Source organism: Leclercia sp. W17 (assembly GCF_003336325.1).
In the GTDB taxonomy this organism is placed as follows: domain Bacteria; phylum Pseudomonadota; class Gammaproteobacteria; order Enterobacterales; family Enterobacteriaceae; genus Enterobacter.
Genome location: NZ_CP031101.1, coordinates 2,854,084 through 2,874,017, shown reverse-complemented (window position 1 = coordinate 2,874,017; position 19,934 = coordinate 2,854,084). Strand labels below are relative to the sequence as shown.

Genomic DNA, 19,934 nt, shown 5'->3' with positions numbered 1-19,934 from the left:
GGGCGACCCGCGTCAGTACAGGAGAAACCAAGATGTTTGATTTAGATAATATTGTTGCAGAAGCGGAAGACGTAGCAGAGAACGATCTTGAAGAAGTGGTGATGGGACTTATCATCAACTCCGGTCAGGCCCGCAGCCTGGCGTACGCGGCACTGAAAAAAGCCAAGCAGGGCGATTTCGACACCGCGAAAGAGATGATGGTCCAGTCGCGCACCGCGCTCAATGAAGCGCACCTGGTGCAAACAAAACTGATCGAAGGCGATCAGGGTGAAGGTAAAATGAAGGTCAGCCTGGTGCTGGTACACGCCCAGGACCATCTGATGACCTCCATGCTGGCGCGTGAGCTGGTGGCGGAACTCATCGAACTTCACGAGAAAATGCAGTAAGTCAGTCTGATAGCAGGAGGTCAGCGCCATGGAAATCACTACCGCCCGGGAACAACAGCTGTTTAATGGTAAAAATTTTCATGTGTTTATCTACAACAAGGTGGAGAGCATCAGCGGTCTGCATCAGCATGACTACTATGAGTTCACCATTGTGCTGACCGGTCGCTATTTCCAGGAGATCAACGGCAAGCGGGTGCTGCTGGAGCGTGGGGATTTTGTTTTTATCCCGATGGGTTCTCACCATCAGAGCTTTTACGATTTTGGCGCCACGCGCATTCTCAACGTCGGCATCAGTAAACGCTTCTTCGAAACCCACTACTCGCCGCTGCTGCCATTCTGCTTTGTTGCATCGCAGGTTTATCACGTTAAAAGTGAATTCCTGAACTGGATCGACACCGTGATTGCCTCGCTCAACTTCCGCGATAATGAATTCGATGAATTTATTGAAACGGTGACCTTTTACGTCGTCAATCGCCTGCGCCATTATCGCGAAGATCAGCAGGCGACCGACGATATTCCGCAATGGCTACGCACGACCGTTGAAATGATGCATGACAAGCTGCGTTTTGGGGAAAACGCGCTGGAGAATATGGTGGCGCTGTCGGGTAAATCCCAGGAATACCTGACCCGTGCCACCCAGCGTTATTATCAGAAAACGCCGATGCAGATTATTAATGAAATACGGATCAATTTCGCCAGAAAACAGCTGGAAATCACCAATTATTCGGTGACGGATATTGCTTACGAATCCGGTTATAGCAGTCCGAGTCTGTTTATTAAAACCTTTAAGAAATTGACCTCATTTACACCTAACAGCTACCGGAAAAACCTCACAGTTATTAATTAACGTCCGGCGGTATTACTGCCGGGAATATCGATTAACAGACTTGCCCAATATAAGTGGGACGGGATCGCTATACTTAAAAAGCGGATCTCCAGGGAGAATATTATGCAAAAGAAACTTAAAGTCGTAACCATTGGCGGCGGAAGCAGCTACACCCCGGAATTACTGGAAGGCTTCCTTAAGCGTTATCATGAACTGCCGGTCAGCGAATTGTGGCTGGTTGACGTGGCCGAGGGCCAGGAGAAGCTCGATATTATTTTCGACCTGTGCCAGCGCATGGTGAAAAAAGCGGGCGTGCCGATGACCGTGCATAAAACCCTCGACCGTCGTCAGGCGCTGAAAGATGCCGATTTCGTGACGACGCAGCTGCGTGTCGGCCAGTTGAAAGCGCGCGAGCTGGATGAGCGTATCCCGCTGAGCTACGGCTACCTGGGCCAGGAGACCAACGGTGCAGGCGGCCTGTTCAAAGGGCTGCGCACCATTCCGGTGGTGTTCGACATCATTAAAGATGTACAGGAGATCTGTCCTCAGGCGTGGGTGATTAACTTCACCAACCCGGCCGGAATGGTCACCGAAGCGGTTTATCGCCATACCGGGTTCAAACGCTTCATTGGGGTCTGCAATATCCCTATCGGCATGAAGATGTTTATTCGCGACGTGCTGGCGCTGACCGACAACGATGACCTCTCTATCGACCTGTTTGGCCTGAACCACATGGTCTTTATCAAGGATGTCCTGGTCAACGGCAAATCACGCTTCCCGGAGCTGCTGGATGGCGTTGCCAGCGGCACCCTGAAAGCAAGTTCAGTGAAGAACATCTTTGACCTGCCGTTTAGCGAAGGGCTGATCCGCTCCCTGAATCTGCTGCCATGCTCCTATCTGCTCTATTACTTCAAGCTGAAAGAGATGCTGGCGATCGAGATGGGCGAATACTACAAAGGCGGCGCCCGCGCGCAGGTGGTGCAGAAGGTGGAAAAACAGCTGTTCGAGCTCTACAAGAACCCGGATCTGAACGTGAAGCCGAAAGAGCTGGAGCAGCGCGGCGGGGCCTACTACTCCGATGCAGCCTGCGAAGTGATCAACGCCATCTACAACGACAAGCAGGCGGAGCACTACGTTAACGTGCCTCATTATGGTCATATTGATAACATCCCGGCTGACTGGGCGGTGGAAATGACCTGCATCCTGGGCCGTGACGGGGCGAAGCCGCATCCGCGCCTGACCCATTTCGATGACAAAGTGATGGGGCTTATCCACACCATCAAGGGCTTTGAAGTGGCGGCAAGCCAGGCGGCAATCAGCGGCGAGCTGAACGACGTGCTGTTGGCGCTGAACCTGAGCCCGCTGGTGCACTCCGATCGCGATGCCGAGAAGCTGGCGCGGGATCTGATTCTGGCCCATGAAAAATGGCTGCCGAATTTCGCTGCCACTATCGATAAACTGAAAAGCGAGCAGCACTAAGAGGGATCGCTATGGAATATCTGCTGATCGTCAATGCCGATGATTTTGGCCTCTCAAAAGGGCAGAACTACGGCATCGTGGAAGCCTGTCGTCACGGCGTGGTGACCTCTACCACCGCCATGGTCAACGGCGAAGCCATTGACCACGCCGCGGCGCTCAGCCGGGATCTGCCCGATCTGGGCGTGGGCATGCACTTTGTTCTGACCCTTGGTATGCCGCTGACCGCCATGCCAGGGCTGACCCGGGACGGGCTGTTGGGTAAATGGATCTGGGAGATGGCAGAGCAGGGGACGTTACCCCTGGAGGAGATCGCCCGCGAGCTGGACTGTCAGTTCAATCGCTTCGTCGATCTCTTCGGGCGCGAACCGACCCATATCGACAGCCATCATCACGTGCATATGATCCCGGCCATCTTCCCGCTGGTGGCCGAGTTTGCTCGCCGCAAAGGGGTGGCGCTGCGTGTGGATCGTCAGGTCGACATGCCCGGCGAAACGGGGGGCGATCTGCCGCCCACGACGGACGGTTTCAGTAGCGCATTTTATGGCGATGAAATCAGTGAAGCGCTGTTTTTAAGCGTACTGGACAGATCCGTACAGCAGGGAGAGCGGTCGCTGGAGGTGATGGCGCATCCGGCCTTTATCGACAATACGATCCGTAAAAGCGCTTACTGCTGGCCACGGCTGGCGGAGATGGAGGTGCTGACCTCGACGTCGCTGAAGTATGCGATTGCCGAGCGCGGGTATCGTCTGGGAACGTTCAGGGATCTGTGAGGAATTGCCGGGTGGCGGCTTCGCCTTACCCGGCCTACAAATTTAATGGAACCTTACGCCGGGTTTTATCCGGTTAGCAAATTACACGGAACCGTAGGCCGGGTAAGCGCAAGCGCCACCCGGCTTTTTTTACGCAGGTATTTGGTCAATCTTACTGCGACGCGACCAGACCCGGTGCGCTGCCATCAACAACGTCAGCTCATCCATAAACGCACCCGCAGCCGTGTCGCCTTCGACGATCCCTTCTTCGCCCTGATCTGCCACCTTCAGTAGCGGCTTAAACTGACGGGCATCGCCAGCCAGCGCAATCGGCTTGAGATGCTTGTACGCTTCCAGCAGATAGTAAGCGGCGTCGCCGTTATTCAGCAGGCTCTGAATATCGCCGCACGGCACGACGACCGCATCGACGGTCAACGACGGTGAACCGGCGAAGGTGGCCGCCACTGGCAGCACCGAGCCATCATCAGCGGTGACTTCACCCATACGCGAATAGAGCAGTTTGGCATGGACGCCTTTGGCCTTCAGTGCCCGCAGCACTGCCAGCACATCGCTCGCCCGCGGGGTATCGTTAAGCAATACCGTCACCACACGGCCTTTGATATCGCCGCCAGGAACGGCATACAGGCTGAGGGAAGGATCCTTTTTCACGCCGTTAACATCCTGCGGCGGAACCAGATTACGCTGCTCGTCGGTAAGGGTGATGCCCAGGTTGTCCGCCACGCCCTGCGCGAGAGTGATATCAATATGAGCCAGCTGATCGACCACCCGCTCGCGAATGTAGGCGCGCACCACTTTGCTTAACTCAAAGCTGAAGGCGCCAATGATATGCTCCTGCTCAACGGGCGTCTGGCTCTGCCAGAACAGCCGTGGATGGGCATAGTATTCGGCGAAAGAGGGACTGCGCTCGCGGATCTTCGATCCCTCTACGCGCTCCTGATAGGACTCGAACCCGCCCCGTTTTGGCCCCGGCGGCGTTTCGCGCGGCCAGTTGTCATTGATCGAGTTTGGCTCGTAGTTCGCCGGGTTGGTGTCAATCTCCATGCGGTGCATCCCGTCCCGCTGGAAATTATGGTATGGGCAGGTGGGGCGGTTGATCGGGATCTCATGGAAGTTAGGCCCGCCCAAGCGACTGATTTGCGTATCGGTATAAGAGAACAGACGCCCCTGCAGTAGCGGGTCGTTAGTAAAGTCCATCCCGGGAACGATGTGCCCTGGGTGGAACGCGGCCTGCTCGTTTTCAGCAAAAAAGTTGTCTGGGTTACGGTTGAGCACCATTTTGCCCACCAGCTGAACCGGCACCAGCTCTTCGGGGATCAGCTTGGTCGGATCGAGGATATCAAAATCAAATTTGAACTCGTCCTCTTCTGGAATCAGCTGGAAACCGAGCTCAAATTCCGGGAAGTCGCCTGCTTCGATGGATTCCCACAGATCGCGGCGATGGAAGTCCGGGTCGCGCCCGGTAAGTTTTTGCGCCTCATCCCATACCAGCGAGGCTTTACCGGCTACCGGTTTCCAGTGGAAGCGCACAAAGGTGGCTTTGCCTTCGGCGTTAATCAGCCGGAAGGTATGAATGCCAAAGCCCTCCATGGTGCGGTAGCTGCGCGGAATGCCGCGGTCGGACATCGCCCACATCACGTTATGTAGGGTTTCCGGCTGCAGCGACACGTAATCCCAGAAAGTATCGTGTGCGCTCTGGCCCTGGGGAATAGCCCAGTGAGGTTCCGGTTTTACGGCGTGAACAAAATCGGGGAACTTGTGTGCGTCCTGAATAAAGAAGATCGGTGTGTTGTTGCCCACCAGATCAAAAACACCCTCGTCGGTGTAAAACTTGGTGGCGAAACCGCGAATATCGCGCACCGTATCGGCGGAACCCGCGCCGCCCTGTACCGTGGAAAAGCGCACAAAGACCGGCGTGATTTTATCCGGATCCGACAGGAAATCGGCTTTAGTAATCTCTTTCAGGCTTTTGTAAGGCTGGAAATAGCCGTGAGCGGCGGAGCCGCGCGCGTGTACGATGCGCTCCGGGATACGTTCATGGTCAAAGTGGGTAATCTTCTCCCGCAGGATAAAGTCTTCCAGCAGGGTGGGACCGCGGGTACCGGCACGAAGGGAGTTCTGATCGTCACTGATACGCACGCCCTGGTTGGTGGTCAACGGGAAGTTTTCACCCCCTTTGCGAACCCCCTCCAGGGCATTCAGTTTCTGGTTGCCGGTATCTGGCGCCTTCATGCTGCCTGGGGCTGTAGGCTCCTGACCCGGTGGAGTAGGGACTGGACTGGCGCGGTGAGAACCGTCCGCCGGGGCCAGCGAGTCCATTCCGGGTTTCGCTTCGCTGGCATCGTGAAGCGGGGACTGCTCAGGTTTATGGGTCTTATCATTTTGCGACATTGCACTCGTCTCCTTTTCATTGCTGAAATGCGGCCGTTTTTGCGTCAAAACTCAATAACTATAGAACATTACGGGTTATAGACCGGGTGAAAGGCCGAACTAAGGCCAGTGCTTATGCTTGATAAAACACGTGAGGCGCGACGCAGGAGGGGCAATCGGCTATGATAAGAATTTGCTGATTTTTATGTTTGTTTAGTGAAACTGCTGCTTATGAAACCTCTTCGCCAACAAAATCGCCCTGTGATCAGTTACCAGCCTCGCGTTGAACCTGCGCCGCCAGAACATGCCACCAAAATGGATGGCTTTCGTGACGTCTGGCTGTTACGCGGCAAATATGTGGCCTTCGTGCTGATCGGGGAGCGTTTTCGTCGTTCTCCAGCATTTACCGTTCCGGAATCAGCCCAGCGCTGGGCGCTGCAGGTCCGTCAGGATGAAGAGGTTGAGGATTAACAGAGATAAAAAAACCGCCGTCATTGCTGAAGGCGGTTTTTTTTAACTCAGAAGGCGATTAACGGTGCGCGAGCTCCGCGTCGTCTTCACTTGCCAGAATGGTTTTATCGGTCTGCTTCAGCCACTGGCTGGTCAGCGTCCCGGCGGTCATGGAGCCGCTGACGTTCAGTGCGGTACGACCCATGTCGATCAACGGTTCAACGGAGATCAGCAGGGCCACCAGCGTTACCGGCAGACCCAGCGCAGGCAGAACAATCAGTGCCGCGAAGGTTGCGCCGCCGCCCACACCGGCCACACCGGCAGAGCTCACGGTGACAATCCCCACCAGGGTCGCAATCCATACCGGATCCAGCGGGTTAATCCCAACCGTTGGGGCAACCATCACCGCCAGCATGGCAGGGTAGAGACCCGCACAACCGTTCTGGCCAATCGTTGCACCAAAGGAGGCAGAGAAGCTGGCGATAGATTCTGGCACGCCCAGACGACGGGTCTGCGCTTCCACGTTCAGTGGAATGGAGGCGGCGCTGGAGCGGCTGGTAAAGGCGAAGGTCAGTACCGGCCACACTTTGCGGAAATATTTCATTGGGCTGACGCCGTTTACGCTGAGCAGAATGGCGTGGACCACAAACATAATGCCCAGACCGAGATACGAGGCCACCACGAAGCTACCCAGCTTGATGATGTCCTGCAGGTTCGAGCCCGCAACCACTTTGGTCATCAGCGCCAGAACGCCATACGGGGTCAGCTGCATCACCAGACGCACCAGCTTCATCACCCAGCTCTGCAGGGTATCGATGGCGGTCAGTACGCGCTGGCCTTTCGGCGCATCATCTTTCAGCAGCTTCAGGGCAGCTACGCCCAGGAAGGCGGCGAAAATCACCACGCTGATGATAGACGTCGGGTTGGCACCGGTCAGATCGGCAAATGGGTTTTTCGGGATAAAGGAGAGCAACATCTGCGGAACGGTGAGATCCGCTACTTTACCCGCATAGTTGGTCTCAATGGCGGTCAGGCGCGCGGTCTCTGCGGTGCCCTGCACCAGGCCTTCTGCCGTCAGGCCAAACAGGTTGGTGACCAGCACGCCGACCAGCGCCGCGATAAGCGTAGTAAACAGCAGCGTACCGATGGTCAGAAAGCTGATTTTCCCCAGCTGGGAGGCGTTATGCAGACGGGCAACCGCGCTCAGAATAGAGGCGAAGACCAGCGGCATGACGATCATCTGCAGCAGCTGGACGTAGCCGTTGCCGACAACGTTAAACCACTGAATAGACTCTTTCAGCACCGGATGGCTGGAACCGTAAATGGCCTGCAGCGCCAGGCCAAAGACCACGCCCATGACCAGACCGACCAGCACTTTTTTAGCCAGGCTCCACTGTTTATGACGCGCCTGCGCCAGCAACAGCAGTAGGCCGACGAACACCACAATGTTCGCGATTAATGGAAAATTCATCCCCGTTCTCCTGATTTAATATCAGATCGGTATCAGTCCGACCTTGTTGGCGCAAGGTTAGCAGAAGTGTGATCCAGTCGCTTATATCCAAATGGAATGGGTTATGCCAAAACGGTTAAGTTTGTCCAGTTACTGCTCACTTTGCAGATGAATAAAGCGGTTGAACTGAAATTGCAGCGAATTGATCATGTGCGAAGACCAGCGCACGGCGCCGTTTTCAGGCAGCGTCTGCGGCATCCAGACGGCCCAGGCAAACAGGGCCATGCACAGCGCACGCTCCAGCTGGTTACCTTTTTGCGGCCGGAGGATAGGCAAACGAAAACGCCAGCGGCAGGGCCAGAGGAGGGGAACCCCTGCCGGGGTGAGCATGTCGGCCAGGATATGGCTCAGGTAACCCAGTACCATTCCCTGAATGGCGTCTGCGGGAATAAGCCAGCTGTCCGGCACTTTTAAATAGAAGAGGGTCAGGGCGGCGAACACCGCCAGCAAGCTGTGCGTAAAGCCGCGATGGCCGCAGGCGCGGGCAATGGGTTTAGAGATCCACTTCAGCCGCTGCCCGAGCAGCGACTTAGGATGATCGATATCCGGTAACAGGCAGGTCAAAACCGCCGATGGCACAATATGCCACCAGTCACCCTGCGCCAGCACTGGTGTAAGCTCAGCGTTCTTGGCAAACACTGCGCAGGCGAGAGAAAAAAGCAGATGACCTTCCGCCGTCATGATAAAACCCACTAAACTGTCGATGCATCCAGTATAGGGATTTTATACAGTATACGGAAGTAGTGACGGTGTAACTCTTTGTCACAAAGCTGTTAACGCGCCAGCCAGCCACCATCCACGGCAAGGGTATAACCGTTCACATAGTCCGAGGCGGAAGAGGCCAGAAACACCGCCGGGCCTTGGAGATCGTCTGGCTTGCCCCAGCGACCCGCCGGAATACGGTCGAGGATCTCTTTGCTGCGCTGTTCATCGTCGCGTAGCTGCTGGGTGTTGTTGGTCGCCATGTACCCCGGGGCGATAGCATTTACGTTAATACCATGTTGCGCCCACTCGTTGGCAAGCAGCCGGGTGAGTCCCAGCACGCCGCTTTTTGACGCGGTATAAGAGGGAACGCGGATCCCCCCTTGGAAGGAGAGCATGGAAGCGATATTAATAATTTTGCCCCCATGCCCCTGCGCGATGAACTGGCGGGCCACGGCCTGAGAGAGGAAGAAGACCGACTTCAGGTTAAGGTTCATCACCTCATCCCAGTCTTTCTCACTGAAGGCCAACGCATCTTCCCGGCGAATGGTCCCGGCGTTATTCACCAGGATATCGACCCGCCCCATGCCGGTCACCGCCTGTTCAACAAGACTTTCAATGGCATCCTGCTTGCTGAGGTCGGCCTGAATAGCCAGAAACCGACGCCCCAGAGCCTTCACGCCCGCAGCGGTCTCTTCCGGAACGCGGCGATTGACGCTGACAATATCGCACCCAGCCTGGGCCAGACCCAGCGCCATGCCCTGGCCGAGGCCGGTATCACAGCCGGTAACGATGGCAACTTTTCCTGAAAGATTAAAGGCATCCAGTATCATACAGACCTCAGCATGTAGGGGGGTATAGTTGTGCTGAGGTAAGCATAGAATCAGTTATCAGGAAGATCAAATTAAAATGAAATGGTGTTTCAAAAATTTTTAAGGCGGTCATGTTTGCGGGCAACAGGGTGCTGCCCGCCAGTGACGATTACCCGCGTAGATGCGCCACGGTGAGCGCCTGCAGGGAGGTCAGTTTGACATCGGCCAGTGCGTAGCGCGCGTCGTGCTGGTTCTCTTCCGCAGGCACGACAATAGAGCGCATCCGGGCCGCTTTACTGGCAATCATGCCATTCACGGAGTCTTCCAGCGCTACGCAGGCGGTCGGGTCGACGCCCAGCTTCGCGGCGCAATCCATATAGACCTGAGGATGCGGCTTGCTGTACGGGAGCTTTTCTGCCGAGGCCAGCGCGTCGAAGCTGTCGCGCAGATCGAACATGATCAGCACCTTCTCGAGCATATGCAGCGGCGAGGCGGATGCCAGACCGACCTTCAGCCCCTGCTCTTTACAGAGTAATACGGCCTCACGCGCGCCTTTAAGTAAGGGACGGGTCTCTTCCACCAGCGTAATGGCGCGGTTAATAATGCGATCGGTCACTTCATCCCGGCCCGGACCTACCCACGGCTGGTGGGCGTACCAGAGTTCAACCACCATATCGATGCGCAGGCCGAGGGTATCCGGCAGTTCGTGACGGCGGCTGATATCCACACCCAGACTCGCCATCACATCCAGTTCAGCCCGATCCCACAGCGGCTCAGAATCAATCAGTAATCCATCCATATCAAAAATGGCAGCAACAATTTGACGTGGCGTCGACATGCAACCTCTCCTTTCGTTGGTTTTAGCAGCGGTAAGCGCTACCTCACCCTGGCAATTTAGCATATCGCCAGTAAAGAGCGGGCGAAAATGAGATCCAGCAGGTAGACTTAGCCTCAAAGGATGTAATTCGATTATGAGGAACCAATGACATATCAACAAGCTGGACGCGTCGCGATACTGAAACAGATCGCCGGATGGGTGATTTTTATCCCGTCAGTTATCTCGACCATTATTTCTGTTCTGAAATTTATCTATGACCACAGCGAGAAGCAGGCCGGAATCAACGCCGTGATGCTTGATTTTGCCCATGTCATGATTGAGATGATGCGGTTCAATACCCCATTCCTGAACTTTTTCTGGTACAACTCGCCGACGCCTGATTTTCGGCAGGGGATGAACATCGCATTCTGGATTATTTTTGCCCTGATCTTTATTGCTCTCGCGTTGCAGGCTTCGGGAGCGCGGATGCGCCGCCAGACGCGCATGATCCGCGAAGGGTTGGAGGCGCAGCTGATTCTGGAGAAAGCGAGAGGGGAGGAAGGATTAACCCGTGAGCAGATCGAATCACGTATTGTGGTGCCGAATAACACTATTTTCCTGCAAATTTTCACGCTCTACGTGCTGCCCGTGCTGATGATCGTCGCCGGGTACTTCCTGTTTTCCCTGCTCGGCCTGATCTAAGCGTTCGCTGCCGGGCGCTGAAGCCCGGCAGCCTGCGCGTTATGCCGCCAGTACTCGCTCCAGCGCTCGCTGCGCATTCACCATATGCTCGCCACCAAACAGAATGGCGCGGTTCATCAGCGTATAGAGCTGATACACCGGCTGCCTTTCCAGAAAATCTGCCGGCAGTGGGGATATCGACTGATAGCCATCGTAAATTTGCGGCGGCTGTTCAGGATGGAGCGGCAGCATGGCGAGATCACACTCTCTGTCCCCCCAGTAGCAGGCCGGATCAAAGATATAGGGGCCATTCGGACCCAGCGCGCAGTTGTCCGACCATAAATCGCCATGCAGCAGCGAAGGCTGCGGCTGGTGTGAGGCCAGGCGCTGCTGAATATGATCGACAATGGCGTCAATATTGCCGAACTCCAGCCCTTTTTCCGCCGCCAGTTCGAGCTGCCAGCCGATGCGCTGTTCGGCAAAGAAGGTTGACCAGCGTCGCTGCCAGGCGTTGGGTTGTGGGGTGGTGGAGAGATCGTTGTCAAAATCGAGGCCAAACTGCGGCTGCTCGCTCCACTGATGCAGGCGGGCGATCTGCTGCCCCAGAATAAAGGCATTGTGCGCGTCGAGCGGGCGGGGAGGGAGATAGTCCATCACCAGAAAACTGTAGTCGCGATCGCTACCTACGGCCCGGACTGTCGGGACAGATACGGTTTTGCTGCGGGAGAGCAGTTCCAGCTGATCGGCTTCTGCCGTGAATATCGGTAACAGTTCACGTTCGTCGCATTTCACGAAGAGATCGAGGCCCGCATAGCGCAGATGCCACGCGGCGTGGATTTCGCCCCCTGGCAGCTCATTACGCAGTTCAATTTCACCTTCGCCCAGCTGTTCACTTAAAAGATGACTGATAGCCTGCCACATGATCGCTCTCCCATGTTGTCTGCCAGATCATAAAGTTAGCGTGAAACTATGGTAAAAAAATACGAGCTAACGCACAGTTGGGCCGTTTGGTTGGCCCTGGGGCATTTATTGTTGCTCTTTATGCCAGTTTTCCCAGCGCGTGACTTCAACCTGCGGCTCTTTCCCGGTTGCGCTCTCAACCAGCCCCGACGCCAGCGCCTTCACCTCTTCTTCACTCAGCGGGGTAACCAGACCATAAGTATGGGTGCCCAGCTCATGCAGCGTGCCCTCATCGTCAGTCATGGTCAGTAAAAAACCTCCGCGGGTGAGGTTGTTGTTCATTTCGTTGAGTTCGGTCAGCGTATCTTCATGCACTTGAATGGTTACCACGTAGCGCGCGATCTCTCCACTGCTCATCATTCACCTCGTTGTTATCCCGAAATTTTTTAGCATAGTCGATTCATGCTATTTGTCGCCCTCGCCGGATAACCGGGAGGGCCGCCATTACGCATTTGCCAGATACTTGAATATCTTTTGCGTATCTTCCAGCGAGCAGAGCCGGGTGCCGTGATTAATGGTTGCCGCGCTGCCTGCGGCCACGCCGTACTGGGTCATCTCCCGTAAGGATGCGCCTTGCGCCAGTTTCAGGGTCATGGCGCCGACCATGCTGTCACCTGCGCCGACGGTGCTCTGGCTTTTCATCGGTGGCGGTACCACTTGTACCGAGCCGGTTTCATCAACGGCCAGCGCCCCCTGGGGACCCAGGGAGACGACGACCCGCCGCGCTTTGCCGCTTTTCACTAACTCCTCGGCGGCCTTACGCACATCATCCGGCTGGCTGAGGTCACGATTGACCAGCGCGCTCAGCTCTTTCTGGTTGGGTTTCACCAGCTCAATATTGCCAAGGGTCAGCGCGGCGCTGAGCGCCTCCCCGGAGCTGTCGACAATGCAGCGAATGCCGTTCTGCTGGGCAGCGCGGATCAGCTGCGTCAGTTTTTCGGTTTTCACGCCGGGTGGCAGACTGCCGCTGATAACGAGCAATGCGCCGCTCTCGATGGCCAGCACTTTCTCTTCCAGCTGGCGGAACTCATCTTCGCTTAGCGTCGCACCAGGCATCACAAAGCGGTATTGCTCGTTAGAGGATTCAACGTGAACGTGCAGGTTTTGCCGGGTCCAGTCCCGGGCCTCAACCGTATCGACGGCGACCTGCTCGTCGGCGAGGAGAGAGACGAGATGTTCACCCGTTGCACCGCCCGCGGGAAAGATGGCTGTGGCTTTTCCGCCAAGGTGCGTAATCGCCCGGGCGACGTTAATGCCACCGCCGCCGGGCTCAAAGACCGGCACGCTGCAGCGGAGTTTACCTTCAGGATAGATTTGTGCCGTCAGGGTAGCGCTGTCCAGGGAAGGGGAGAGCGTTAACGTAAAAATACGATCCATGCTTATCTCCTGTAAGTGAGGTTTGCATTAAGCCTGGCACCGAACCCACAGAAGCGAAAGAAATAACAATATGATTTCTAATATAAATATCTTTACGTAACGTGACTGTTTTTTATAAATATTAGAGGGCTTTGAGATCGTTCTTATTCCAAAAATGAAACAAGAAATCATTGCTATGTTATTTGAGCCTTTTTATAATTTGTTACCTTTCCAAGGATCCCATGGCATTGATCCGCAAGAAAGTTTCCGGGACCGTAATGGTCTCTTTTTTTGTTGTACGGACTCTTTATAAATGAAGCTCTTAAAGACAGTACCCGCTGCGATGATGTTAGCGGGAGGCCTGCTTGCGTCAATGAATGCAGCAGCCGATGATTCCGTTTTTACTGTCATGGATGATCCCTCCACTGCACAGAAACCCTTCGAAGGCAACCTTAACGCAGGTTATCTGGCGCAATCGGGCAATACGAAAAGCTCTTCCCTGACTGCAGACACCACCCTGACCTGGTACGGCAACACGACCGCCTGGTCGCTGTGGGGTAATGCAAGCAATACCTCCTCTAACGATGAGCGTTCTTCCGAAAAATATGCGGTCGGTGGGCGTAGCCGTTACAACATGACCGACTATGACTATCTGTTTGGCCAGGCAAGCTGGTTAACCGATCGCTATAACGGCTATCGTGAGCGTGATGTCGCGACCGCCGGTTACGGTCGGCAGTTCCTGAACGGTCCGGTACATAGCTTCCGCTTTGAATTTGGTCCGGGCGTACGGTATGACGAATACACCGACGGCGACACGGAAACCCAGCCGCTGGGCTACGCGTCCGGAACCTATGCATGGCAGATGACCGAAAACGCGAAATTCAGCCAGGGCGTTTCTGTCTTTGGCGCTGACGACACCACCGTCAACTCCGAAACCGCGCTTAACGTGGCAATCAACGCCCACTTCGGGCTGAAAGTTGCATACAATGTGACCTGGAACTCTGAGCCGCCAGCGTCTGCGCCGGAACATACCGATCGCAGAACCACCGTCTCTCTGGGCTATAAAATGTAATTATCGCGGGCCAAGACTATATTGGCCCGTTTTTGATTTTTGTGCTGATAAATAATAAACACCGTTTTAAAATATAGCGCTAGCCGATATCTCCATATTCTCTCCACAATTCCTCGCTTCGTTAACTATTCAATTTATTTGACACGAATTGATAAATATTTTGACTATGCAAAAGTGTGATCCAGATCTAAACTATCAACACAGGCTAGATATTGCCTTAAGTTGGTCTGTATTAATTCAGTAAGAGAAAAACATTATGAATAAAATCACAACTGCATCTGCAGCATTGGTGCTTTCTGCACTGTCATTCGGCGTATTTGCCGCTGACGCTGTATATAACTCTGCCAGTGACACCTCTACACAAATCGGCATTACCAAAGCCTCTGATGTAGAAGCCGGATCGAACATCGCCCCGGGCTCGCAATCTACCGGGCAATCCATGGATGACGCGTTCGACGTGCATAAACTGGTCGCCGGTGAATGGTCCTGATTGATTTGTCAGGTTACCTGAATTCATTTGCGGGCCGTTATTGCCACTAAAAAAAACCGGATTTTGACGTACCGGTTTTTTTATTTTTGTCATTTTTGTAAAGTTACTTAAAACGAAGTTTTATATTCGCGCCATTATTAAAGACACGAGGCGAAATAACATTGTAGGTCAGGGGAAAGCGTTGCGATTATCCCCAAATCATTGCCGCCCAGCGTAATAACAGCATGGCAACGCAGATGGCGATTAACACAATCACCATCTTCCAGTGTTTTTTTGAAAAGCGTTTCGTTGGCATCCGATCATCCTTGTTCATTGATTCATGCAGTCTACCAAAGAACAAAGATAATTGCGCTTCACCGGGGTGCTAAATCCTCAGGCACCTGCAACAACCGCGTCAAAACCAGTGAAACTTATCTGCCAGAATCACGAGTAAGGCGGTGGCAGAAAGAATGTTCAGGATAACGACTGTTTTGCTGGATACGTTCATAATTTGCCCCATGGAATGTTGAAGGACCAGTTCAAGAATAGCTCAGCAACTCGCTATTGCGAGGAGCTGTCTGAAATTCCACGTCAAACTCATGCAAAAGTACTAACGCGTTCATTCTACCTGTAAAGGGTGTTTTCACACTTTTGTTAGTGTTACCATCTCCGGGCTGATCGTAAATTGTCATTTGTCTGATTTCGATCCTGTGCATGGTTGCGGGCCAATTTGACGATTGTTGGTCAGATGGTTTTGCAATTCACTGTAAATTAAAGATTATTTTCTTTGCATATGCTCTTATGTGTGGGGCATCACTGCAAATAAGGACATAAAATGCCTGTTATTACTCTTCCTGATGGCAGCCAACGCCATTTTGACCGCGCTGTAAGCCCAATGGATGTTGCGCTGGATATCGGCCCGGGACTGGCGAAAGCCACTATCGCTGGCCGCGTAGACGGTGAGCTGGTTGATGCTTCCGATTTAATTGAAAACGATGCGAAGCTGTCGATCATCACCGCGAAAGACGAAGAAGGTCTGGAGATCATTCGTCACTCCTGCGCGCACCTGCTCGGTCATGCGATCAAACAGCTGTGGCCTCACACCAAAATGGCAATCGGCCCGGTTATCGACAACGGCTTCTACTATGACGTTGACCTTGACCACACCCTGACCCAGGAAGATATCGAAGCCCTCGAAAAGCGTATGCACGAGCTGGCTGAGAGCAACTATGACGTCATTAAGAAGAAAGTGAGCTGGCACGAAGCGCGTGAAACCTTCGTGAAGCGTGGCGAAAGCTACAAAGTCACCATTCTTGACGAAAACATTGCTCATGATGATAAGCCTGGCTTGTATCATCATGAAGAATATGTCGACATGTGCCGTGGGCCGCACGTGCCGAACATGCGTTTCTGCCATCACTTCAAACTGATGAAGACCGCAGGTGCTTACTGGCGTGGCGACAGCAACAACAAGATGCTGCAACGCATCTACGGTACCGCCTGGGCCGACAAAAAAGCCCTGAATGCGTACCTGCAGCGCCTGGAAGAAGCAGCGAAGCGTGACCACCGTAAAATCGGTAAGCAGCTCGACCTGTATCATATGCAGGAAGAGGCGCCGGGTATGGTCTTCTGGCACAACGACGGCTGGACCATCTTCCGCGAGCTGGAAACTTTCGTGCGTTCCAAGCTGAAAGAGTACCAGTACCAGGAAGTGAAAGGCCCGTTCATGATGGACCGTGTGCTGTGGGAAAAAACCGGCCACTGGGACAACTACAAAGATGCGATGTTCACCACCTCTTCTGAGAACCGTGAATACTGCATCAAGCCGATGAACTGTCCGGGTCACGTTCAGATCTTTAACCAGGGTCTGAAATCCTACCGCGATCTGCCGCTGCGTATGGCGGAGTTCGGTAGCTGCCACCGTAACGAGCCATCAGGCGCGCTGCATGGCCTGATGCGTGTTCGTGGCTTTACGCAGGATGACGCGCACATCTTCTGTACTGAAGATCAGGTGCGTGATGAAGTTAACGCCTGTATTCGTATGGTCTACGATATGTACAGCACCTTTGGCTTCGAGAAGATCGTGGTCAAACTCTCAACTCGTCCTGAAAAACGTATCGGCAGTGACGAGACCTGGGATCGTGCTGAGGCGGACCTGGCCGTCGCGCTGGAAGAGAACGGTATCCCGTTTGAATACCAGCTGGGCGAAGGCGCATTCTACGGTCCGAAAATTGAATTTACCCTGTATGACTGCCTCGATCGTGCATGGCAATGCGGTACTGTACAGCTGGACTTCTCCCTGCCGCAGCGTTTAAGCGCCTCTTACGTTGGCGAAGACAACGAGCGTCAGGTTCCGGTAATGATTCACCGTGCGATTCTCGGTTCTCTGGAGCGCTTTATCGGCATCCTGACCGAAGAGTTCGCTGGCTTCTTCCCAACCTGGCTTGCGCCGGTGCAGGTAGTGGTGATGAACATTACCGATTCTCAGGCTGATTACGTTAAAGAATTGACGCAGAAACTACAAAATGCGGGCATTCGCGTAAAAGCAGACTTGAGAAATGAGAAGATTGGCTTTAAAATCCGCGAGCACACTTTACGTCGTGTCCCGTATATGCTGGTCTGTGGTGATAAAGAGGTGGAAGCAGGCAAAGTAGCCGTTCGCACCCGCCGTGGTAAAGACCTAGGCAGCCTGGACGTAAACGAAGTGATTGAGAAGCTGCAACAAGAGATTCGCAGCCGCAGTCTTCAACAACTGGAGGAATAAGGTATTAAAGGCGGAAAACGAGTTCAAACGGCACGTCCGAATCGTATCAATGGCGAGATTCGCGCCCAGGAAGTTCGCTTAACAGGTCTGGAAGGCGAGCAGCTGGGGATTGTGAGTCTGAGAGAAGCAATCGAAAAGGCTGAAGAAGCTGGAGTAGATTTAGTTGAAATCAGCCCTAACGCCGAACCGCCAGTTTGTCGTATCATGGACTACGGCAAGTTCCTTTATGAAAAGAGTAAGTCTTCTAAGGAACAGAAGAAGAAGCAAAAAGTTATCCAGGTTAAGGAAATTAAATTCCGTCCTGGTACCGACGATGGCGATTATCAGGTAAAACTCCGCAGCCTGATTCGCTTTCTGGAAGATGGCGATAAGGCCAAGATCACACTGCGTTTCCGCGGTCGTGAGATGGCCCACCAACAGATCGGTATGGAAGTGCTTAACCGCGTCCGTGACGATCTTAGTGAACTGGCAGTAGTCGAATCCTTCCCTACGAAGATCGAAGGCCGCCAGATGATCATGGTGCTCGCTCCTAAGAAGAAACAGTAAGGCCTTCAAGTAACAATTCCTGTGGAGCCGACAGGCTTCGCAGGTTTTGTTCGCCTACGTTTCGTTTATTTAACAATGCGAAGTGGAAGTTATTAAAATGCCAAAAATTAAGACCGTACGCGGTGCTGCTAAGCGCTTCAAAAAAACCGGTAAAGGTGGTTTTAAGCACAAGCACGCTAACCTGCGTCACATTCTGACTAAGAAAGCTACCAAGCGTAAACGTCACCTGCGTCCAAAAGCCATGGTTTCTAAAGGCGATCTGGGCCTGGTAATCGCGTGCCTGCCGTACGCATAAGTCGTTAACGTTTAACTTTTTTAACTTAGAATAGATACAGGAGAGCACACATGGCTCGCGTAAAACGTGGTGTAATTGCACGTGCACGTCACAAGAAAATTTTGAAACAAGCTAAAGGCTACTACGGTGCGCGTTCACGCGTATACCGCGTTGCCTTCCAGGCTGTTATCAAAGCAGGTCAGTACGCTTACCGTGACCGTCGTCAGCGTAAGCGTCAGTTCCGTCAACTGTGGATTGCGCGTATCAACGCAGCAGCACGTCAGAACGGTATTTCTTACAGCAAATTCATCAACGGCCTGAAAAAAGCCTCTGTTGAAATCGACCGTAAGATCCTGGCTGACATCGCCGTATTCGATAAAGTAGCGTTCACCGCTCTGGTCGAAAAAGCGAAAGCAGCTCTGGCATAAGCCAGTTGAAAGGGGGAGCTTTGCTCCCTCTTTTCGTTTCAACAGCATCAAAACATTGACAATTTTCTGGCGACCCTTTTCAATAGGGCGACAGGTTCCATACCACACAAGGTAACGCAAGCATGAATGCTGCTATTTTCCGCTTCTTCTTTTACTTTAGCACCTGACATCAGGAGGCTAGCGCGTGAAAGACGAAACGGAAAACAGCGCCAGAAAGCCTCCTGATGGAGGCTTTTTTCGTATCTGCCGCTTGTAAATATCGCTACATAACGAGGAAAACCATGTCACATCTCGCAGAGCTGGTTGCCAGTGCAACGGCCGCCATTAACCAGGCCTCAGATGTTGCCGCGTTAGACAATGTCCGCGTGGAATATCTGGGCAAGAAAGGGCAATTGACCCTTCAAATGACTACCCTGCGTGAATTGCCGCCAGAAGAGCGCCCGGCTGCAGGTGCGGTAATTAACGAAGCCAAAGAGCAGGTTCAGCAGGCGCTGAACGAGCGTAAAAACGCGCTGGAAAGCGCTGCGCTGAATGCGCGTCTGGCTGCAGAAACCATCGACGTCTCCCTGCCGGGTCGTCGTATTGAAAACGGTGGCCTGCATCCGGTCACCCGGACTATCGACCGCATTGAAAGTTTCTTCGGTGAGCTCGGCTTTACCGTGGCGACCGGCCCGGAAATCGAAGACGATTACCATAACTTCGATGCCCTGAATATCCCAGGCCATCACCCGGCACGTGCTGACCACGACACTTTCTGGTTCGATGCTACCCGTCTGCTGCGCACCCAGACCTCTGGCGTACAGATCCGCACCATGAAAGAGAAGCAGCCGCCAATCCGCATTATCGCGCCGGGCCGCGTCTATCGTAACGACTACGATCAGACCCACACCCCGATGTTCCACCAGATGGAAGGGCTGATCGTGGATAAAAACATCAGCTTTACCAACCTGAAAGGCACTCTGCACGACTTCCTGAGCAACTTCTTTGAAGAAGATCTGCAGATCCGTTTCCGTCCTTCCTACTTCCCGTTCACTGAACCTTCTGCCGAAGTCGACGTGATGGGTAAAAACGGCAAATGGCTGGAAGTGCTGGGCTGCGGCATGGTGCACCCGAACGTCCTGCGTAATGTCGGCATCGACCCGGAAGTTTACTCCGGCTTTGCGTTCGGTATGGGGATGGAGCGTCTGACCATGCTGCGCTATGGCGTGACCGACTTACGTGCATTCTTCGAAAACGATTTGCGTTTCCTCAAACAGTTTAAATAA

At 53.7% G+C, this 19,934-nt stretch carries 24 protein-coding genes and 1 other annotated feature; of the genes, 14 read left to right on the top strand and 10 right to left on the bottom strand.

What is annotated here, in order from left to right:
• Positions 1-32: 32 nt before the first annotated feature.
• The 4 genes from chbA (at position 33) to chbG (ending at position 3,461) form a co-directional block, all read left to right on the top strand.
• Positions 33-386: a PTS N,N'-diacetylchitobiose transporter subunit IIA gene (chbA, locus tag DVA44_RS14185; RefSeq protein WP_114387316.1), complete on the top strand. Its 354-nt coding sequence runs from the start codon at positions 33-35 to the stop codon at positions 384-386.
• Positions 387-414: 28 nt separating this feature from the next.
• Positions 415-1,233 (top strand): transcriptional regulator ChbR, encoded by an 819-nt coding sequence (gene chbR / locus DVA44_RS14180; protein WP_114387315.1) that lies wholly within the window; start codon positions 415-417, stop codon positions 1,231-1,233.
• 102 nt (positions 1,234-1,335) lie between these two features.
• Positions 1,336-2,691, top strand: coding sequence for a 6-phospho-beta-glucosidase (locus tag DVA44_RS14175; RefSeq protein WP_114315237.1), 1,356 nt, complete (start codon positions 1,336-1,338; stop codon positions 2,689-2,691).
• Between the two features lie 11 nt (positions 2,692-2,702).
• Positions 2,703-3,461 carry a chitin disaccharide deacetylase gene (gene chbG / locus DVA44_RS14170; protein ID WP_114387314.1) on the top strand — a complete coding sequence of 253 codons (759 nt, stop codon included), beginning with the start codon at positions 2,703-2,705 and terminating at the stop codon, positions 3,459-3,461.
• A gap of 129 nt (positions 3,462-3,590) precedes the next feature.
• On the opposite strand, the gene katE is transcribed toward chbG, so the two are convergent.
• Positions 3,591-5,849, bottom strand: a complete 2,259-nt coding sequence (katE, locus tag DVA44_RS14165) for a catalase HPII (protein ID WP_114387313.1) — start codon at positions 5,847-5,849, stop codon at positions 3,591-3,593.
• A 210-nt stretch (positions 5,850-6,059) separates the two neighbouring features.
• On the opposite strand from katE, the gene cedA reads away from it, so the two are divergent.
• Positions 6,060-6,299, top strand: a complete 240-nt coding sequence (gene cedA, locus DVA44_RS14160) for a cell division activator CedA (protein ID WP_231604252.1) — start codon at positions 6,060-6,062, stop codon at positions 6,297-6,299.
• 58 nt (positions 6,300-6,357) lie between these two features.
• On the opposite strand, the gene DVA44_RS14155 is transcribed toward cedA, so the two are convergent.
• The 4 genes from DVA44_RS14155 to hxpB form a co-directional block, all read right to left on the bottom strand.
• A complete protein-coding gene (locus DVA44_RS14155) occupies positions 6,358-7,749 on the bottom strand; it encodes an L-cystine transporter (protein ID WP_114387312.1) in 1,392 nt (463 codons plus the stop codon).
• A gap of 129 nt (positions 7,750-7,878) precedes the next feature.
• Entirely contained in the window at positions 7,879-8,469 is a 591-nt protein-coding gene (locus tag DVA44_RS14150; protein WP_103179294.1) for a metal-dependent hydrolase, read from the bottom strand.
• Positions 8,470-8,561: 92 nt separating this feature from the next.
• Entirely contained in the window at positions 8,562-9,323 is a 762-nt protein-coding gene (gene kduD, locus DVA44_RS14145; protein ID WP_114387311.1) for a 2-dehydro-3-deoxy-D-gluconate 5-dehydrogenase KduD, read from the bottom strand.
• A 148-nt stretch (positions 9,324-9,471) separates the two neighbouring features.
• Entirely contained in the window at positions 9,472-10,140 is a 669-nt protein-coding gene (gene hxpB / locus DVA44_RS14140) for a hexitol phosphatase HxpB (RefSeq protein ID WP_103823846.1), read from the bottom strand.
• Positions 10,141-10,284: 144 nt separating this feature from the next.
• Here hxpB and DVA44_RS14135 point away from each other — a divergent pair, with 144 nt between their 5' ends.
• Complete coding sequence (locus DVA44_RS14135) at positions 10,285-10,821, top strand: YniB family protein (RefSeq protein ID WP_103179297.1); 537 nt, start codon at positions 10,285-10,287, stop codon at positions 10,819-10,821.
• Between the two features lie 39 nt (positions 10,822-10,860).
• On the opposite strand, the gene DVA44_RS14130 is transcribed toward DVA44_RS14135, so the two are convergent.
• From DVA44_RS14130 to pfkB, 3 genes are all read right to left on the bottom strand, one after another.
• Positions 10,861-11,721 carry a fructosamine kinase family protein gene (locus DVA44_RS14130; RefSeq protein WP_103823847.1) on the bottom strand — a complete coding sequence of 287 codons (861 nt, stop codon included), beginning with the start codon at positions 11,719-11,721 and terminating at the stop codon, positions 10,861-10,863.
• 105 nt (positions 11,722-11,826) lie between these two features.
• Complete coding sequence (ghoS, locus tag DVA44_RS14125; protein WP_103823848.1) at positions 11,827-12,117, bottom strand: type V toxin-antitoxin system endoribonuclease antitoxin GhoS; 291 nt, start codon at positions 12,115-12,117, stop codon at positions 11,827-11,829.
• A gap of 87 nt (positions 12,118-12,204) precedes the next feature.
• Positions 12,205-13,137 carry a 6-phosphofructokinase II gene (pfkB, locus tag DVA44_RS14120; protein ID WP_103179300.1) on the bottom strand — a complete coding sequence of 311 codons (933 nt, stop codon included), beginning with the start codon at positions 13,135-13,137 and terminating at the stop codon, positions 12,205-12,207.
• A gap of 292 nt (positions 13,138-13,429) precedes the next feature.
• Between pfkB and DVA44_RS14115 the strand changes: the two genes are divergently transcribed.
• Positions 13,430-14,188, top strand: a complete 759-nt coding sequence (locus tag DVA44_RS14115; protein ID WP_114315230.1) for a YdiY family protein — start codon at positions 13,430-13,432, stop codon at positions 14,186-14,188.
• Positions 14,189-14,444: 256 nt separating this feature from the next.
• Positions 14,445-14,678, top strand: coding sequence for a hypothetical protein (locus DVA44_RS14110; RefSeq protein WP_103823851.1), 234 nt, complete (start codon positions 14,445-14,447; stop codon positions 14,676-14,678).
• Positions 14,679-14,865: 187 nt separating this feature from the next.
• Here the strand turns inward: DVA44_RS14110 and yniD are convergent, their stop codons facing one another.
• Together yniD and yncL are read right to left on the bottom strand one after the other, a co-directional pair.
• Positions 14,866-14,973, bottom strand: a complete 108-nt coding sequence (gene yniD / locus DVA44_RS14105) for a small membrane protein YniD (protein WP_103823852.1) — start codon at positions 14,971-14,973, stop codon at positions 14,866-14,868.
• A gap of 99 nt (positions 14,974-15,072) precedes the next feature.
• Positions 15,073-15,165, bottom strand: coding sequence for a stress response membrane protein YncL (gene yncL / locus DVA44_RS14100; RefSeq protein ID WP_103179304.1), 93 nt, complete (start codon positions 15,163-15,165; stop codon positions 15,073-15,075).
• Between the two features lie 327 nt (positions 15,166-15,492).
• Here yncL and thrS point away from each other — a divergent pair, with 327 nt between their 5' ends.
• The 6 genes from thrS (at position 15,493) to pheS (ending at position 19,934) form a co-directional block, all read left to right on the top strand.
• Positions 15,493-17,421, top strand: a complete 1,929-nt coding sequence (gene thrS, locus DVA44_RS14095) for a threonine--tRNA ligase (RefSeq protein ID WP_103823853.1) — start codon at positions 15,493-15,495, stop codon at positions 17,419-17,421.
• Positions 17,422-17,424: 3 nt separating this feature from the next.
• The gene (gene infC / locus DVA44_RS14090; RefSeq protein ID WP_023616141.1) at positions 17,425-17,967 is read left to right on the top strand and encodes a translation initiation factor IF-3; all 543 of its coding nucleotides are present in this window, start codon (positions 17,425-17,427) and stop codon (positions 17,965-17,967) included.
• Positions 17,968-18,064: 97 nt separating this feature from the next.
• Complete coding sequence (rpmI, locus tag DVA44_RS14085; RefSeq protein ID WP_001124225.1) at positions 18,065-18,262, top strand: 50S ribosomal protein L35; 198 nt, start codon at positions 18,065-18,067, stop codon at positions 18,260-18,262.
• Positions 18,263-18,312: 50 nt separating this feature from the next.
• On the top strand, positions 18,313-18,669 hold the full coding sequence (rplT, locus tag DVA44_RS14080) for a 50S ribosomal protein L20 (RefSeq protein WP_000124850.1): 357 nt from the start codon (positions 18,313-18,315) through the stop codon (positions 18,667-18,669).
• Positions 18,670-18,786: 117 nt separating this feature from the next.
• Positions 18,787-18,910 (top strand) — a sequence feature (Phe leader region).
• Positions 18,792-18,836, top strand: coding sequence for a pheST operon leader peptide PheM (gene pheM, locus DVA44_RS14075; RefSeq protein WP_001386830.1), 45 nt, complete (start codon positions 18,792-18,794; stop codon positions 18,834-18,836). Its footprint overlaps the feature before it by 45 nt.
• Positions 18,911-18,950: 40 nt before the next feature.
• Entirely contained in the window at positions 18,951-19,934 is a 984-nt protein-coding gene (gene pheS, locus DVA44_RS14070; RefSeq protein WP_103179306.1) for a phenylalanine--tRNA ligase subunit alpha, read from the top strand.